The 15,337-nt window shown below is 69.3% G+C and carries 17 protein-coding genes; 1 reads left to right on the forward strand and 16 read right to left on the reverse strand.

Translation table 11 applies throughout. The features are described 5' to 3' along the window. Both ACKUU6_RS11830 and ACKUU6_RS11835 read right to left on the reverse strand, forming a co-directional pair. Nucleotides 1-651 carry a response regulator gene (locus tag ACKUU6_RS11830; protein ID WP_407988457.1) on the reverse strand — a complete coding sequence of 217 codons (651 nt, stop codon included), beginning with the start codon at nucleotides 649-651 and terminating at the stop codon, nucleotides 1-3. Continuing rightward, nucleotides 648-1,838, reverse strand: a complete 1,191-nt coding sequence (locus ACKUU6_RS11835; protein ID WP_407988458.1) for a sensor histidine kinase — start codon at nucleotides 1,836-1,838, stop codon at nucleotides 648-650. The genes ACKUU6_RS11830 and ACKUU6_RS11835 overlap by 4 nt, the downstream gene beginning before the upstream one ends. A 148-nt stretch (nucleotides 1,839-1,986) precedes the next feature. Between ACKUU6_RS11835 and ACKUU6_RS11840 the strand changes: the two genes are divergently transcribed. Continuing rightward, nucleotides 1,987-2,529, forward strand: coding sequence for a hypothetical protein (locus tag ACKUU6_RS11840; protein WP_407988459.1), 543 nt, complete (start codon nucleotides 1,987-1,989; stop codon nucleotides 2,527-2,529). A gap of 7 nt (nucleotides 2,530-2,536) precedes the next feature. Here the strand turns inward: ACKUU6_RS11840 and ACKUU6_RS11845 are convergent, their stop codons facing one another. From ACKUU6_RS11845 to glyA, 14 genes are all read right to left on the reverse strand, one after another. After that, a complete protein-coding gene (locus ACKUU6_RS11845) occupies nucleotides 2,537-3,109 on the reverse strand; it encodes a cob(I)yrinic acid a,c-diamide adenosyltransferase (RefSeq protein ID WP_407988460.1) in 573 nt (190 codons plus the stop codon). Nucleotides 3,110-3,142: 33 nt separating this feature from the next. After that, nucleotides 3,143-3,520, reverse strand: a complete 378-nt coding sequence (locus tag ACKUU6_RS11850; RefSeq protein WP_407988461.1) for a VOC family protein — start codon at nucleotides 3,518-3,520, stop codon at nucleotides 3,143-3,145. Nucleotides 3,521-3,622: 102 nt separating this feature from the next. Continuing rightward, nucleotides 3,623-4,123, reverse strand: coding sequence for a DUF2550 domain-containing protein (locus ACKUU6_RS11855; RefSeq protein ID WP_407988462.1), 501 nt, complete (start codon nucleotides 4,121-4,123; stop codon nucleotides 3,623-3,625). Nucleotides 4,124-4,258: 135 nt separating this feature from the next. Then, nucleotides 4,259-4,639, reverse strand: a complete 381-nt coding sequence (locus tag ACKUU6_RS11860) for a F0F1 ATP synthase subunit epsilon (protein ID WP_407988463.1) — start codon at nucleotides 4,637-4,639, stop codon at nucleotides 4,259-4,261. Nucleotides 4,640-4,836: 197 nt separating this feature from the next. Beyond that, nucleotides 4,837-6,282, reverse strand: a complete 1,446-nt coding sequence (gene atpD / locus ACKUU6_RS11865) for a F0F1 ATP synthase subunit beta (protein ID WP_407988464.1) — start codon at nucleotides 6,280-6,282, stop codon at nucleotides 4,837-4,839. A 2-nt stretch (nucleotides 6,283-6,284) separates the two neighbouring features. Beyond that, nucleotides 6,285-7,199, reverse strand: a complete 915-nt coding sequence (locus tag ACKUU6_RS11870; RefSeq protein WP_407988465.1) for a F0F1 ATP synthase subunit gamma — start codon at nucleotides 7,197-7,199, stop codon at nucleotides 6,285-6,287. Nucleotides 7,200-7,231: 32 nt separating this feature from the next. Further along, entirely contained in the window at nucleotides 7,232-8,806 is a 1,575-nt protein-coding gene (gene atpA, locus ACKUU6_RS11875) for a F0F1 ATP synthase subunit alpha (protein WP_407988466.1), read from the reverse strand. A gap of 178 nt (nucleotides 8,807-8,984) precedes the next feature. Further along, on the reverse strand, nucleotides 8,985-9,800 hold the full coding sequence (locus tag ACKUU6_RS11880) for a F0F1 ATP synthase subunit delta (RefSeq protein WP_407988467.1): 816 nt from the start codon (nucleotides 9,798-9,800) through the stop codon (nucleotides 8,985-8,987). Next, complete coding sequence (locus ACKUU6_RS11885; protein WP_407988468.1) at nucleotides 9,797-10,363, reverse strand: F0F1 ATP synthase subunit B; 567 nt, start codon at nucleotides 10,361-10,363, stop codon at nucleotides 9,797-9,799. Before ACKUU6_RS11885 ends, ACKUU6_RS11880 begins: the two co-directional genes overlap by 4 nt. 44 nt (nucleotides 10,364-10,407) lie before the next feature. Further along, a complete protein-coding gene (gene atpE, locus ACKUU6_RS11890) occupies nucleotides 10,408-10,641 on the reverse strand; it encodes an ATP synthase F0 subunit C (RefSeq protein WP_184914269.1) in 234 nt (77 codons plus the stop codon). A gap of 84 nt (nucleotides 10,642-10,725) precedes the next feature. After that, nucleotides 10,726-11,556 carry a F0F1 ATP synthase subunit A gene (gene atpB, locus ACKUU6_RS11895; RefSeq protein WP_407988469.1) on the reverse strand — a complete coding sequence of 277 codons (831 nt, stop codon included), beginning with the start codon at nucleotides 11,554-11,556 and terminating at the stop codon, nucleotides 10,726-10,728. A 264-nt stretch (nucleotides 11,557-11,820) separates the two neighbouring features. Then, on the reverse strand, nucleotides 11,821-12,246 hold the full coding sequence (locus ACKUU6_RS11900) for a hypothetical protein (RefSeq protein ID WP_407988470.1): 426 nt from the start codon (nucleotides 12,244-12,246) through the stop codon (nucleotides 11,821-11,823). A 288-nt stretch (nucleotides 12,247-12,534) separates the two neighbouring features. Next, the gene (locus ACKUU6_RS11905; protein WP_407988471.1) at nucleotides 12,535-13,881 is read right to left on the reverse strand and encodes an MraY family glycosyltransferase; all 1,347 of its coding nucleotides are present in this window, start codon (nucleotides 13,879-13,881) and stop codon (nucleotides 12,535-12,537) included. A gap of 152 nt (nucleotides 13,882-14,033) precedes the next feature. Beyond that, on the reverse strand, nucleotides 14,034-15,293 hold the full coding sequence (gene glyA / locus ACKUU6_RS11910) for a serine hydroxymethyltransferase (protein WP_407988472.1): 1,260 nt from the start codon (nucleotides 15,291-15,293) through the stop codon (nucleotides 14,034-14,036). Between the last annotated feature and the right edge of the window lie 44 nt (nucleotides 15,294-15,337).

The raw sequence follows: 15,337 nt of genomic DNA on the forward strand, positions 1-15,337 counted from the left end.
TCACCGCGCCACCAGCCCCAGCTCCTGGGCCAGGATCGCCGCCTGCACCCGGCTCCGCAGCTCCAGCTTGGCCAGGATCCGGCTGACGTGCGTCTTGGTGGTCGCCTCCGCCATCTCGAGCCGTTCGGCGATCTCGCCGTTCGACAGGCCCGCGCCGAGACAGGCCAGCACCTCCCGCTCGCGCGGGGTCAGGGCCTCCACCGCCTCCCTGGCCTGCGGCCGGTCGGGGCGCCCCGGCCTGGCGAAGGTGCTGATCAGACGACGCGTCACCGACGGCGCCAGCGTCCCGTCGCCCCGGGCCACCGTCCGGATGCCCTCGATCAGGGCGTCCGCCTCCACGTCCTTGAGCAGGAAGCCCGCCGCCCCGGCCCGGAGCGCTCCGTAGACGTACTCGTCCAGGTCGAAGGTGGTCAGCACCAGCACCTGCCCGGCTCCCGCCTCCACCACCTGCCGGGTCGCCGACACCCCGTCCAGCCGGGGCATCTGAACGTCCATCAGCACCACGTCCGGCCGCAGCTCCAGCGCCAGCCGGACGGCCTGCTCGCCGTCGGCTGCCTCACCGACCACCTCCAGGCCCGGCTCGGCCCGCAGGATCAGCACCAGCGCGGCCCGTACCGCCGCCTGGTCCTCCGCCACCAGTACCCGGATCACGACGTCCCCTTCGTCCTCGGCTCGCGCGGCAGCGTGGCTCGCACCCGCCAGCGGCCCTCCTCCGGCCCGGCCGTGAAGCTCCCGCCGAGCAGCCCGGCCCGCTCCGCCATCCCGACCAGCCCAGCCCGGGCCCCCGGCAGCGACCGGCCTTCCCCCGGTCGGTACGGGCTCTCGACGGCGATCGCCACCTCCTGCTCCCCATACGCCAGCCGGACCCGTACCGAGCCCGGTGCGGCGTGCTTGAGCGCGTTGGTGAGGGACTCCTGGACGATCCGGTAGGCGGCCAGTTCGACCGGCGCGGACAGCTCGCCCGCCGAGCCGTCCTGGACCAGGTCGAAGTCCAGTCCTGCGCTCCGGCCGCTGGTCGCCGCCTGGGCCAGCAGGCTGTCCAGCGCCTCCAGCCGGGGCGCCGCGAAGGGCTCCTGGTCACCGGCCCTGAGCAGCCCGATCATCCGCCGCATCTCGGTCAGGCCCTGCACGCTGTTCTCCCGGATCACCGTCATCGCGGCCAGCAGCGGGTCGGCCGGGTCCCGGTCCTGCCGCCGCGCCAGCGACTGCGCACCGGTGGCGTGGATCGCGATCGCGGACAGGTGGTTGGCCACCACGTCGTGGAGCTCCCGCGCCATCCTGGCCCGTTCGGCGACCACCGCGCCGCGCCGGTCGAACTCGGCCAGCAGCGCGGTCTGCTCGGCCCGCAGCCGCTCGGTCTCGGCCTGGTCCCGGTGCTTGCGGACCAGGTCGGCGGTCCACACCGGGCCGAGGAAGATCAGCGCGCAGAGCACCGCCACCAGCAGGCCGCTGGAGACCGAGCCGTACAGCATCGCGAGGGTGGCCAGCACCACCGTGGAGCCGATCCCGGTCAGGTGCAGCACCCGCGACATCCGGGGAGTGCCGTACAGCACCGCCGCGTACAGCAGGTCGGTGTACATCAGCATGGTGGCGACCAGCGAGCCCGCGAAGACCGTGCCGACGAAGACCAGCCCGCCCAGCGACGCGGTCAGGACCGGGCGGCTCCGCCGGAACAGCTCCAGCACCGCCGTGGCCAGCAACGGCAGCGCCACCAGCCAGCCCGGGATGTGGTCCGAGCGCTCGTAGGCACCGAAGGCGATCAGCAGCAGGCCGCCGAGCAGACCGCTGACGGCGATCGCCCGGTCCTCCTGGCGCGGACTGAGGTCGAAGGGGAGCACGCCCCATCTCACCACCCCGCCGCCGTGCCCGGCGCGGGCCGTGCGGAGGAGGGGCGTACATCGAAAGGTGCAGCGGCAGTTCGACCGCCACGACGACGCCGCCGACCCGACCCCCGGGAGAGTGTGATGGCCGGAGAGGGAGGCGCCCGTGATCGTCACACTCATCGTCGCCGGCGAGGTCGGCTTCTGGGCCGTACTGGCCCTGGCACTGACCACCCGCTACCTGCTGAGGTGGCGCCGGCTCAGCACCGCCCTGCTGCTCGGCCTCCCCCTGATCGACCTGGCGATCCTCGCCCTCACCGCCCTCGACCTCCGCCACGGCACCGTCGCCACCTGGGCCCACGGCCTCGCCGCCGCATACGTCGGCTTCTCGGTCGCGTACGGGCACTCCGTGGTCACCTGGGCCGACGCCCACGTCCAGCACCGCTTCGCGGACGGTCCAGCACCGGCCCGCGCGCCCCGGTACGGCGCCGCCCGGGCCCGGTACGAGTGGCGGATCTTCGCCCGCACCCTGCTCGCCGCCACCGTCACCGTCGCCCTGATCGCCACCCTGACCTGGCTGGTCGGCGACCCGGCGCGGACCGAGGCGCTCGGTGTCTGGTACCCACGGACGGCCTTGGTCCTGGGGATCAGCCTGGTGGTCGCGGGGAGCTACACCGTCTTCCCGAAGAAGGCCCCGGCCGACCGCTGACCCTCCGTCAGCGGTTCTCGCCCGGGACCCAGAGCACGTCGCCGCGCTCCTTGTTGGCCGCTCGGGCCAGGATGAAGAGCAGGTCGGAGAGGCGGTTCAGGTACTTGGCGGTGAGCGGGTTGATGCTGTCGCCGTGCTCCTCGATCGCCGCCCAGGTGGCCCGCTCGGCGCGGCGGACCACGGTGCAGGCCAGGTGCAGGTAGGCGGCACCGGGGGTGCCGCCGGGGAGGATGAAGCTGCGCAGCTTCTCCAGCTGCTCCAGGTAGTGGTCGCAGTCGGTCTCCAGCCGGTCCACGTAGGACTGCAGCACCCGCAGCGGCGGGTACTTCGGGTCCTCCACCACCGGCGTGGCCAGGTCGGCGCCGACGTCGAACAGGTCGTTCTGGACCCGCACCAGCACCGTGGCGACGTCCTCGTCCAGCGCACCGGCGGCCAGCGCCACGCCGATCGCGGCGTTGGCCTCGTTGGTGTCGGCGTAGGCGACCAGCCGGGGATCGGTCTTGGTCGTACGGCTCATGTCACCGAGCGCGGTGGTGCCGTCATCGCCGGTACGGGTGTAGATGCGGGTGAGGTTGACCATGCGCCGCAGCCTAACGGCACCGGTCAACGCCCGTCAGTGCTCCTGGTGCATGATGCAGAGCACGTTGCCCTCGCAGTCCTTGAACCACGCGGCGGCACCGTTCGGCCACTCGGCCACGCCGTCCGTGGTCTTGATGCCGGGCAGGTCGTAGTCCTCGAACACCACGCCGTTCGAGCGGAGCTCCGCCATCTCGGCCTTGAGGTCGCCGACCTCGAAGTCCATCTGGGTGTGGCCGGCCCGCTTGTCGACCCGGGTCTCGAAGAGGCCGAACTTGCCGCCGGCCGTCTCGTACATGACGCCGTCCTGGGACTCGGTGACCGGGTCCATCCCGAGCTTGTCGTGGTACCAGCGCTTGGCCCGGTCCATGTCCGAGACCGGCAGAGTGGTGTGGACAGTCGCTTCGGCCAACATCGGTGGCCTCCTTCTCGGAGTGGTCCCCCCGAAGGTGCGGTCCCCGCCTCGGTGATCACCTGCGGGCACCCCGCAGGTGTCCCTCCCACCAGTGTGACGCGCTCAGGCGACGTTGACCCGCTGGCCGGGCGGGGCGGCCTCGAGCCAGGCCAGGAAGCCGGTCAACGCGTCGTCGCTCATCGCCAGTTCGAGCGGGGCACCCTTGTGCAGGCAGCGCAGCACCACCGAGCCGGAGAGCAGGGCGAGCTCCTCCTGCCCCTCGGGGTAGCGGCGGCCGAGCACCTCGATCTCCCGGCGCGGCAGCACCTTGCGCGGGCGCGGGGCGTACGAGAAGACCCGGAACCACTCGATCGAGTCACCGCTGTAGCGGCCGATGCCAAAAACCCACCCCTTGCCGTCGGTCACGGGGACCGGGGCTGAGGTGGGCTCGCCGTTCGTGTCGAGGTCGGGCGTTGTGGAGGCGTCGGCCGGCATTTTGAGCCGGAAGCTGCAGTCGAACGTGCCGCCGACCCGCTGGATCACCCGGCGGCGTACCGCGAAGGCCACCAGACCCAGTACGCAGAGCGCCACGACCGCCGCGCACACCACAAGGGCGAGGACCATGCTCACCGACCTCCTCGCTACCGCATCCCCGTTGCCGGTCGTATCAACGACGGCGGCACTGTCCTACCAACTGATACGACAGTCCCGGGGTCACGCTCTCGCGTCCCCGGGACCGTCGGTCGTGCTGACGTACGTTCAGGCGGCCTTGCGCAGGCCGACTGCCAGCAGGCGGACCTCGGCGCGACGCTCGGCGTGCGCGTCGAGCTCGCTCTTGGCGGCCTCCAGCGCGCGCTCGGCCCGGGCGATGTCGATCTCGTCCGCCAGCTCGGCGATCTCCGCGAGCAGAGAAAGCTTGTTGTCGGCGAAGGAGATGAAGCCACCGTGCACGGCGGCCACGACGGTGCCACCGTCGGTGGTGCGGATGGTGACCGGACCGGTCTCCAGCACGCTCAGCACCGGGGTGTGACCCGGCATGATGCCGGTGTCACCGGAGGCCGTACGGGCGACAACGATGGTGGCCGCACCGGACCACACCTTGCGGTCGGCTGCGACCAGCTCGACGTGCAGCTCAGCCAACGTGGGCTCCTAGGCTCTTGCGACCGCCGAATGACTCGGCGATTGCGGTAAGAATAACGGGCCCGCACCCCCGGCATGAAACCAAGGACACGGAGATGACCGGGATCACAGTCAATCCTCCGGTCTAGCCGTGAGGGGTGGCCCCCAGGGACGGGGACCACCCCTCACGGTCAGTCAGGCAGTCGAGCGGGCCGGAACTACTTCTTGGCCAGCTCGGCGGCGTTGCGCTCGAGGTCCTCGATGCCACCGCACATGAAGAACGCCTGCTCCGGCGTCGCGTCGTACTTGCCGTCCGCGATCGCGTTGAAGGCCTCGATGGTCTCCGACAGCGGCACCGTCGAACCGTCGACACCGGTGAACTGCTTCGCCACGTAGGTGTTCTGCGAGAGGAAGCGCTCGATCCGACGTGCGCGGTGCACGGTGATCTTGTCGTCCTCGGACAGCTCGTCGATGCCGAGGATCGCGATGATGTCCTGGAGGTCCTTGTACTTCTGCAGGATCCCCTTGACGCGGATGGCCGTGTCGTAGTGGTCCTGCGCGATGTAGCGCGGGTCCAGGATGCGGGACGTGGAGTCCAGCGGGTCGACGGCCGGGTAGATGCCCTTCTCGGAGATCGGACGGGAGAGAACCGTCGTCGCGTCGAGGTGGGCGAAGGTGGTGGCCGGCGCCGGGTCGGTCAGGTCGTCCGCGGGGACGTAGATCGCCTGCATCGAGGTGATCGAGTGACCGCGGGTCGAGGTGATGCGCTCCTGGAGGAGACCCATCTCGTCGGCCAGGTTCGGCTGGTAGCCCACCGCGGAGGGCATGCGGCCGAGCAGGGTCGACACCTCGGAACCGGCCTGGGTGAACCGGAAGATGTTGTCGATGAAGAGGAGCACGTCCTGCTTCTCGACGTCACGGAAGTACTCCGCCATGGTCAGCGCGGAGAGCGCGACCCGCAGACGGGTGCCCGGCGGCTCGTCCATCTGGCCGAAGACCAGCGCGGTCTTGTCCAGAACGCCCGAGTCGACCATCTCGTGGATGAGGTCGTTACCCTCACGGGTGCGCTCGCCGACACCGGCGAAGACCGACACACCACCGAAGTTCTCGGCGACGCGGTAGATCATCTCCTGGATGAGGACGGTCTTGCCGACACCGGCACCACCGAACAGACCGATCTTGCCACCGGTCACGTACGGGGTGAGCAGGTCGATGACCTTGATGCCGGTCTCGAACATCTCGGTCTTCGACTCGAGCTCGGAGAAGTTCGGGGCCTTGCGGTGGATGGGCCACCGGACCTCGACCTGCTTCTCGAACTCGTCCTTGTCGACGTTCAGCACCTCGCCGAGGGCGTTGAAGACCTTGCCCTTGGTGATCTGGCCGACCGGGACGGAGATCGCCGAACCGGTGTCGGTGACAGTCGCGCCACGGACCAGGCCGTCGGTCGGCTGCATCGAGATGCCGCGGACCAGGCCGTCGCCGAGGTGCTGCGCAACCTCGAGGGTCAGGACCTTGATGCCGGTGCCGTCGGGGTTGTCCACCTCGACGTGCAGGGCGTTGTACATGCTCGGAATCGCGTCGACGGGGAACTCCACGTCGACGACCGGGCCGATGACCCGCGCGACGCGGCCCGTCGCCGTGGTCGGCTCAACTGTGGTGGTCATTCTCATTCGCTCCCGCGGCTAGCGTCGGCGAGGGCGTTGGCACCGCCGACGATCTCGCTGATTTCCTGGGTGATCTCGGCCTGACGGGCCGAGTTGGCAAGCCGCGTGAGCGACTTGATGAGCTCTCCCGCATTGTCGGTCGCGGACTTCATCGCGCGCCGACGTGCGGCGTGCTCCGAAGCGGCCGACTGCAGCAGCGCGTTGTAGATCCGGCTCTCGACGTACCGCGGCAGCAGGGCGTCGAGGACGCCCTCGGCCGACGGCTCGAAGTCGTACAGCGGGAAGATCTCCGCCTTGGCCGGCTTGTCGTCGCTGAGCTGGACCTCGTCCAGCTTCAGCGGCAGCAGCCGGACGTCCACGGCGGTCTGGGTCAGCATCGACTCGAACTTGGTGGACACCAGGTGCAGCTCGTCCACCCCACCGGTCTCGGCGGTGAACGCCTCGATCAGATCGGCCGCGACCCGCTTGGCGTCCCCGTAGGTCGGCTTGTCGGAGAAGCCCGTCCACGATCCCGCGACCTCAAGGTTGCGGAAGTTGTAGTACGAGACGCTCTTCCGACCGACCAGGTAGGTCACCACGTCCTTGCCCTCGGCGCGGAGCTTGGCGCTGAGCGCCACGCCCTGCTTGATGGCGTTGGTCGAGTAACCACCGGCGAGGCCACGGTCCGCCGCGATCACCAGCACCGCGGCGCGCGAGGCACCGGGGTTCTCGGTGGTCAGCGGGTGCTTGGCGTTGGACCGGGTGGCCACCGCCGTCACCGCGCGGGTGAGCTCATCGGCGTACGGAGTGGAGGCGGCCACCGCGCGCTGCGCCTTGACGATGCGCGACGCGGAGATCATCTCCATCGCCTTGGTGATCTTCTTCGTCGCGGTGACAGAGCGGATCCGGCGCTTGTAGACCCGAAGCTGTGCTCCCATGGGTCGTTACGTCCTTTCCCTCGCTACCGGACTCAGGCCTGCTCGCCGAGGAGCTTGCCGTCGGCGGTGGTGAAACCGAGCTTGAACGCCGCGATCGCCTCGGTGAGCGCGTCGATCGTGCCGTCCTCGAGCTTGCTGGTCTCGACGATGCCCGCGAGCAGGTCCTTCTTCGAGGTCCGCAGGTGGTCGAGGAACTCGCGCTCGAAGCGGCGGATGTCCGCGACCGGGACGTCGTCCAGCTTGCCCGTGGTGCCGGCCCAGATCGAGACGACCTGCTCCTCGACCGGGAACGGCTGGTACTGACCCTGCTTCAGCAGCTCGATCATGCGCGCACCGCGCTCCAGCTGGGCCTTGGAGGCCGGGTCCAGGTCGGAACCGAAGGCGGCGAACGCCTCCAGCTCGCGGTACTGGGCCAGGTCCAGGCGCAGACGACCGGCGACCGACTTCATCGCCTTGATCTGGGCCGAGCCACCGACGCGGGAGACCGAGATACCGACGTTCACGGCCGGGCGGATGCCGGCGTTGAACAGGTCGGACTCCAGGAAGATCTGGCCGTCGGTGATCGAGATGACGTTGGTCGGGATGTACGCCGACACGTCGTTGGCCTTGGTCTCGATGATCGGCAGACCGGTCATCGAGCCCGCGCCCAGCGCGTCGGAGAGCTTCGCGCAACGCTCCAGCAGACGGGAGTGCAGGTAGAAGACGTCACCCGGGTAGGCCTCGCGGCCCGGCGGACGACGGAGCAGCAGCGACACGGAGCGGTACGCCTCGGCCTGCTTCGACAGGTCGTCGAAGATGATGAGGACGTGCTTGCCGTCGTACATCCACTCCTGGCCGATGGCCGAACCGGTGTACGGGGCGAGGTACTTGAAGCCGGCCGGGTCGGAGGCGGGAGCAGCCACGATGGTGGTGTACTCCAGCGCGCCGGCCTCCTCCAGGGCGCCACGGACGGACGCGATGGTGGAGCCCTTCTGGCCCACGGCGACGTAGATGCAGCGGACCTGCTTCTTCGGGTCGCCCGAGTTCCAGTTGTCACGCTGGTTGATGATCGTGTCGATCGCCACCGCGGTCTTGCCGGTCTGACGGTCGCCGATGATCAGCTGGCGCTGGCCGCGGCCGATCGGGGTCATCGCGTCGATGGCCTTGATGCCGGTCTGCATCGGCTCGTGCACCGACTTGCGGACCATGACGCCCGGGGCCTGCAGCTCCAGCGCACGACGGCCGGAGGAGGCGATGTCGCCCAGGCCGTCGATCGGGTTGCCCAGCGGGTCCACGACACGGCCGAGGTAGCCCTCGCCGACCGGGACGGAGAGGACCTCGCCGGTGCGGTGCACCGTCTGACCCTCTTCGATGCCGCTGAACTCGCCGAGGACGACGACACCGATCTCGCGGGTGTCGAGGTTCAGCGCGAGGCCGAGGGTGCCGTCCTCGAACTTCAGCAGCTCGTTGGCCATGACCGAGGGCAGGCCCTCGACCTTGGCAATACCGTCCATGGCCTCGGTGACCGTACCGACCTCTTCACGCGAGGCGGCGTCCGGCTGGTACGACTGGACAAAGTCGGCCAGCGCGTCCCGGATCTCCTCCGGACGGATCGTAAGCTCCGCCATCAGGCTTCCCTGCTCTCCTAGTTTGCGATCCTCGGCCCGCCATTGAGGGCCGCAAGTATTCGACTCTCGGCCGGGTCATCCGAACCGGCCGTACGATTTGCCGACTCCGGGGAGCCGCGTGTGCGACTGCCCGACGGAGCCGGTACCCGACCGAGGGTCGGATGGTGCTGGTGGGTCGTCAGCCTTCGAGGGCCTGGCGAGCGCCTTCGAGGCGGCTCGACACGGTGCCATCGATGATCTCGTCACCGATCTGCACCCGCACACCGCCCTGGACCGTGGGGTCCACGTCGATGTTCAGGTGCACCTGGCGGCCGTAGAGCCGGCCCAGCGCACTGCCCAGGCGGTCCTTCTGACCGTCGGACAGCGGAACGGCGGTGGTGACCAGGGCCACCACGCGGCCACGCCGGGCGGCGGCGAGCTTGGAGTAGGACTCCAGGCCCTGCTCCAGGCTACGGCCACGCGGGTCGGTGACCAGGGTGCTGACCAGACGGACGGTGACCGCGTTCGCGCGGCCGCCGAGCAGCTTCTTGATCAGCTCCGCCTTGGCGGCGGCGCCGGCCTTCGGCTCGGTGAGAGCGCTGCGCAGTTCGTGCGAGCCGCTGACGATCCGTCCGAACCGGAACAACTCGTCCTCGACGTCGTCCAGCTGGCCCGCCTTCTCGGCACCGATGATCTCCGCGTAGGCGGCGATCTCCTCGACCGCGTCCGCGAAGTCACGGCCGCCCGACCAGCGGGACCGGACCAGGCCGGAGACCAGGTCCACGGTCTCGCCGGAGACCTGACCGGCCAGCAGCGAGCCGACCAGCTGGGCCTTGTCCTGACCGGACCGCGAGGGGTCGGTCAGCACCCGGCGGAGCGAGACCTCGCGGTCCAGCAGCGCCGTCACGGCGGTGAGTTCCTGGGCGAGCCGGGCCGCGTCCACCGAGGTGTTGTCGGTCAGGCTCTCGAGGTTCTCCCGACCGGCGGCCAGGGCCTCACGGCTGGCGCCGATCACTTGGACGCACCCTGGGCCGCAGAGGCCTTGGCCTCCAGGTCGTCCAGGAAGCGGTCGATCACACCGCTCTGCCGGGCGGAGTCCTCGAGGGACTCGCCGACGATGCGGGAGGCGAGCTGCGAGGCGAGCGAACCGACGTCCTGACGCAGGACGGCAGTCGCCTGCTTCTTGTCGGCCTCGATCTGCGCGTGACCGGCGGCGACGATGGACTCGCGCTGACGCAGGCCCTCCTCGCGCATCTCGGCGATCAGGGCAGCGCCCTGCTCACGAGCCTGCTCGTTGATACGAGCGGCCTCGTGACGCGCCTCGGAGAGCTCGGCACGGTACTGCTCAAGCAGGGCCTGGGCCTCGGCCTGAGCGGCTTCCGCACGCTCCATGCCGCCCTCGATCGCGTCCCGACGGTCCGCCAGCACCTTTTCGATGCTGGGCAGGAGCTTCTTGCCGAGGATGCCGAAGACGATGAAGAAGCAGAGGAGGCCGATGACGATCTCGGGCCACGCGGGCAGCAGGGGGTTCATCTTCTCCCCCTCCTCCGCGAGGTGGAGTGCCACGGAGGCGCTCATATCTGAACCTTTCGTCGAAAGGGGCTACGACAGGTAATGGTGAATTACTTGCCGGTGCCGAAGACGAACGGCATGACGATGCCGATGAGGGCGAGCGCCTCGGTCAGCGCGAAGCCGATGAACATGTTGGAACGGATCAGGCCGGCAGCCTCGGGCTGGCGGGCCATGGCCTGGACACCGTTGCCGAAGATGAGACCAACACCGATGCCGGGGCCGATCGCGGCGAGACCGTAACCGACGGAGGCGATGGAACCGACGACCTCAGCGAGCTGTGCCATTTCAGCTTGTCCTTTTCAGGGGTGTGAACCGGCGGTGGTTGGCCACCGGGAGTACTGGGGGGATCAGGCGGGTGCTACAGCGGGTCAGTGCGCTTCTTCGAGCGCGCCGGCGATGTAGCTGCTGGCCAGCATCACGAAGATGTAGGCCTGCAGGAACTGGACCAGCAGCTCGAAGGCGGTCAGCGCGAGGGTCACCACGAAGGAGACCGAGCCGTACAGCGCGCCGATGCTCGGGCTGAGCAGGTACCAGGAGGCGATGGAGAACATCACGATCAGCAGGTGGCCCGCGAACATGTTCGCGAAGGCTCGGACCGCGAGCGTGAACGGGCGCACGAAGATGTTCGAGAAGAACTCGATCGGCACCAGGATGAACATGACCCAGCCGGGGATGCCGGACGGCCAGCACAGGTTCTTGAAGCCGCCGACGAAGCCGTGCGTCTTGAAGGTCAGGAACATGTACGTGAACCAGACCACGGCCGCCAGGCCCGCCGGGAACGCGATCGCCGCCATCACAGGGAACTGTGCGAACGGGATGATCGACATGATGTTCATGATCCAGATGAAGAAGAACATCGAGACCAGCATCGGGACGTACTTCTCGCCCTTTTTGCCGATCGTCTCCAGCACGATGGACCGCTTGACGAAGTCGTACCCGATCTCACCGACCAGCTGGAGCTTGCCCGGGAGCAGCTTCGGCTTGGCGAAGGCCGCCCAGAAGAAGGCCACCACCAGGAAGGCACAGAGGAACGACAGCAGCATCGGCTTGTTGAACTCGATGCTGCCGATCGTGAAGATCGGCTTGAACTCGAACTCGTTGAGGCCAGGGGCGGGGAAGCCGCAACCGGAGAACAGGTGGCACCCGGCCTCAGAGGCGAGCTGCGTTACGTCAGCACCCACCACAGACTCCTTCGTCATGACGCATGGTTACGGCAACCTCGGTGTGTCGGCGCGGCCTGCGGCCACGGTGCGGCACTGGAACTTGTTGGGTATCTCGCCGACCCTGCGCGGCGTCGTCCGATGCCGCGGGATCGTTGAAGACTGTGTGAGTCCGGGGGGCGATCCGTCCGCTCGGCGGAGAGACCTGGCCACGTCCCGTACTCGTTCGTCGCGACGGACGATAGCAGTCCGTCAGGACGGCATAAACACCGCCCCCCTCGTGCGAGGGACAGCCGGAGCCGGTCACGGCCTGCTGTCCTTCTGGTCCGAGGAGTCGTTCTGCACGTAGTACAGCTTGGCCTTCATGCCCGCGCGGACCTGGAATCCGGTCCAGATCAGAACGCATCCGAGCAGCGTGAAGGCGAACGCCTTGGTGTTGAAGAGCGTGGTGTCCTTGAACACCGCGAGCACGATGCCCACCAGCAGGATCTGAGTGGTGTAGACCAGCAGTGCGCCGGCCATCAGCATCTGCGGATTGTTCCTGGTCAGCCGGTCGAGCGCGATCTGACCGAAGATGAAGAAGGCCAGCACCAGCAGCGTCGCGGCAAGAGCACCGATCAGGCCCTTCGTCCCCACGACGGCAGTGGAGATCGCAGTGGCGACAACTCCGGCGACCGCAGTGGAGATTGCGGCGCCGCGGAACGGGATCCGGGCGTCGTGGGACGGCATGTCGGCAGCTCCGGCGGCATGTCGAGAAACGGGGGGACGGCGCTTGGGACGCGGTGATGGCACCGCACCGAGGATGTCAGCCATGGGCCCGTCCGCTCGACGGCGAGCCCGTCGAGGGAGACCGACCGGGGACGGAAGTCCTCCACCTGTCAGGTCTTTCGGCGTGTTCTCGGTACTCGTGAACGGTATCACAAACTATTTGATTAGAGCTTTACCATGTAGGTGTGGCACCTGTCACACCGATGGCCCAACGGTGCCGCCGTACGGGTCAAGGAAGTTGACGGCCAGTCAGCCGCGCCGCTCGTTCCGGCCGCCGACCGCGGTGGCCCCGCTGCCGAGGCCTCCGAGCAGCTTCTTGTCGGCCGCCGAGAGCTCGGCCATCGCCGGCGTCCCGGCCGGTACGTCCGCCACTGTCCCACTCGGCGCCTCGGCCCGAGTACCGGCCGGCGCCTCGGCCGGATCGGCGGTCCCCTTGCGGTAGCGCGGCGGTACGAAGGCCTGCACCGCCCGGGGCGCGTGCGGGCGGAACCTGGGCATCATCAGCACCACGATGCCGAGCAGGCAGAGCCCCGCCATGCCGAGCACCAGCGCCCGGCCCCGGCCCGGCACCGAGAAGGCGACCGTGCCGAACGCGATCAGCGCGGCCCAGAAGTACATGATCAGCACGGCCCGGCTGTGCGAGTGCCCGACCTCCAGGAGCCGGTGGTGCAGGTGCTGCTTGTCCGCCGCGAACGGCGACTTGCCCGCCCAGGTCCGGCGGACCACCGCCAGCAGCAGGTCGGCCAGCGGCAGCGCGATCACGGTCAGCGGCAGCAGCAGCGGGATGTAGATGGGTACCAGCTCGTGCACGGTGGTGGTCTGCGAGCCGGTCTGGGCGGTGAGCAGGTCCGGATCCACCCGGCCGGTGATCGAGATCGCCGAGACCGCGAGCATCAGGCCGAGCATCATCGATCCCGAGTCGCCCATGAAGATCCGGGCCGGGTGCAGGTTGTGCGGCAGGAAGCCCAGGCACATCCCGATCAGCACCGCGCTGAACAGCACGGCGGGGGCGGCGTCGTTGATGCCGTAGCCGTACCAGAGCCGGTACGAGTAGAGGAAGAACGCCATCGCGGCGATGCAGACCATGCCGCCGGCCAGACCGTCCAGGCCGTCGATGAAGTTCACCGCGTTGACCATGACGACCACCAGGGTGACCGAGATGACCATGCCCATGGTCGGCGTGACCGAGACCGGGCTGACGCCGGGGACCGGGATCGAGAGCACCGTGACGCCCTGCCAGACCATCACACCGGCGGCGATCATCTGGCCGCCGAGCTTCACCAGGGCGTCCACGCCCCACTTGTCGTCCAGCACGCCGAGCAGCCACATGATCCCGGCCCCGGCCAGCAGGGCCCGGATGTCCGCGCTCTGGATGAACAGGTTGCCAAGGTGGGTCAGCTGCGAGGCGACCGCGAGACCGGCGCAGAGACCGCCGAACATCGCGATCCCGCCGAGCCGGGGCGTCGGCTCCCGGTGCACGTCCCTGGCCCGGACCGGCGGCATCGCGCCGGCCACGATCGCGAACTTCCGCACCGGACCGGTCAGCAGGTAGGTGACCGCCGCCGTCACGAACAGGACGAGCAGATACTCACGCACCACTGACCTCCTGCACGACGGTCCGACGGGTGGGTACCAAAGGTACCGCCGTGATTGCCCGGGGTTCGAGGTGCGTCGCCACGGAGCACACCTTATTGAGTCGGACGCGTCGCGTGTGCACCGCGGTTCGCCTTCCCGGGCGATCTGGCCTCTCAGTTCCGGCCGAGCCCGACCGCCAGCTCCCTGACCCGGGCGCCGATCTCGGCCGGTGGACCCCCTCTGAGCAGGCGTCCGATCAGTTCGCCGAGCTCACCCATCCCCTCCACGGCCATCCCCTGCGCCGCCACCGCACCTGTGCCCAAACGGATACCGGAGGTCTGGGCGGGCGGGGCCGGATCGAACGGGAGCGCGCACTTGCCGAGCATCAGTCCGGCCGCCGCGCAGCGACGCTCGGCCTCGACGCCGGTCAGTCCGAGCGACCCGACGTCCGCCGTCACCAGCTGGGTGTCGGTGCCACCGGTCAGCGGGGGCGCGCCCGCCGCGTCGAGCGCCCCGGCCAGGGAGCGTGCACCAGCCACCGCGCGCCGGAGGTACGCACCGAACTCCGGCGTACCCGCCTGCGCGAACGCCACCGCCTTGGCCGCCACCTCGTTCATCGCCGCCCCGCCCTGACTGAACGGGAACACCGCCCGGTCCACCCGCCCGGCCAGCTCCTCCGAACAGAGCAGCAAGCCGCCGCGCGGCCCGCGCAGCAGCTTGTGGGTGGCCGCCACCGTGACGTCCGCGTACGGCACCGGGCTCGGCGCCAGACCCGCCGCGACCAGCCCGGTGGTCTGCGCGGTGTCGGCGATCAGATAGGCGTCCACCTCGTCGGCGATCTCCCGGAACGCGGCCCAGTCGAGGTGCCGGGGGTAGGAGATCCCGCCCGCGACGATCGCCTTCGGCCGGTGCACCCTGGCCAGCTCGCGCACCTGGTCGTAGTCGAGCAGGTGGTCCTGCTCGCGCACGCCGTAGCCGATGAAGTCGAACCACCGGCCGGAGAAGTTCGCCCGCGAGCCGCAGCTGAGGTGACCGCCGTGCTCCAGCGACATCGCCAGCACCAGGTCACCGGGGCGCAGCAGTGCCGCGTACGCCGCCAGCATGGCCGAAGTCCCGGACCTCGGTTGGACGTTGGCGTGCTCGGCGGCGAACAGGCGCTTGGCCCGGTCGACCGCGAGCAGCTCCGCGGCGTCCGCGAGGGCGCAGCCGCTGTGGTGCCGGTGCCCTGGATAGCCCTCGGCGTACTTGTCCACCAGTGGGCCGCTCAGCGCGGCCAGCACCGCCGGGGTGGCGGTGTTCTCGCCCGCCAGCAGCTGCAGGCTCTCCGCCCGGCGGGCGGCCTCGGCGGAGAGCAGGTCGGCGAGTTGCGGATCCGCCTCCCGCAGCGCGGCGGGGGCGGTCCAGGAGAGCTGCACATCATGCGTGACGGTCATGGCAAAGCTCCCGGGCAGCGGACATTTCGGGCGGCACCCCCAAG

This window comes from Kitasatospora sp. CMC57 (genome assembly GCF_045866025.2).
Lineage (GTDB): Bacteria > Actinomycetota > Actinomycetes > Streptomycetales > Streptomycetaceae > Kitasatospora.

Excerpts from the sequence above, each read along its gene's own strand:
- atpE (WP_184914269.1), bottom strand. The coding sequence starts at position 10,641 with ATGGCACAGCTCGCTGAGGTCGTCGGTTCCATCGCCTCCGTCGGTTAC.
- ACKUU6_RS11900 (WP_407988470.1), bottom strand. The coding sequence starts at position 12,246 with ATGCCGTCCCACGACGCCCGGATCCCGTTCCGCGGCGCCGCAATCTCC.
- ACKUU6_RS11845 (WP_407988460.1), bottom strand. The coding sequence starts at position 3,109 with ATGGTCAACCTCACCCGCATCTACACCCGTACCGGCGATGACGGCACC.
- ACKUU6_RS11850 (WP_407988461.1), bottom strand. The coding sequence starts at position 3,520 with ATGTTGGCCGAAGCGACTGTCCACACCACTCTGCCGGTCTCGGACATG.
- ACKUU6_RS11870 (WP_407988465.1), bottom strand. The coding sequence starts at position 7,199 with ATGGGAGCACAGCTTCGGGTCTACAAGCGCCGGATCCGCTCTGTCACC.
- ACKUU6_RS11855 (WP_407988462.1), bottom strand. The coding sequence starts at position 4,123 with ATGGTCCTCGCCCTTGTGGTGTGCGCGGCGGTCGTGGCGCTCTGCGTA.
- atpD (WP_407988464.1), bottom strand. The coding sequence starts at position 6,282 with ATGACCACCACAGTTGAGCCGACCACGGCGACGGGCCGCGTCGCGCGG.
- glyA (WP_407988472.1), bottom strand. The coding sequence starts at position 15,293 with ATGACCGTCACGCATGATGTGCAGCTCTCCTGGACCGCCCCCGCCGCG.
- atpA (WP_407988466.1), bottom strand. The coding sequence starts at position 8,806 with ATGGCGGAGCTTACGATCCGTCCGGAGGAGATCCGGGACGCGCTGGCC.
- atpB (WP_407988469.1), bottom strand. The coding sequence starts at position 11,556 with ATGACGAAGGAGTCTGTGGTGGGTGCTGACGTAACGCAGCTCGCCTCT.
- ACKUU6_RS11885 (WP_407988468.1), bottom strand. The coding sequence starts at position 10,363 with ATGAGCGCCTCCGTGGCACTCCACCTCGCGGAGGAGGGGGAGAAGATG.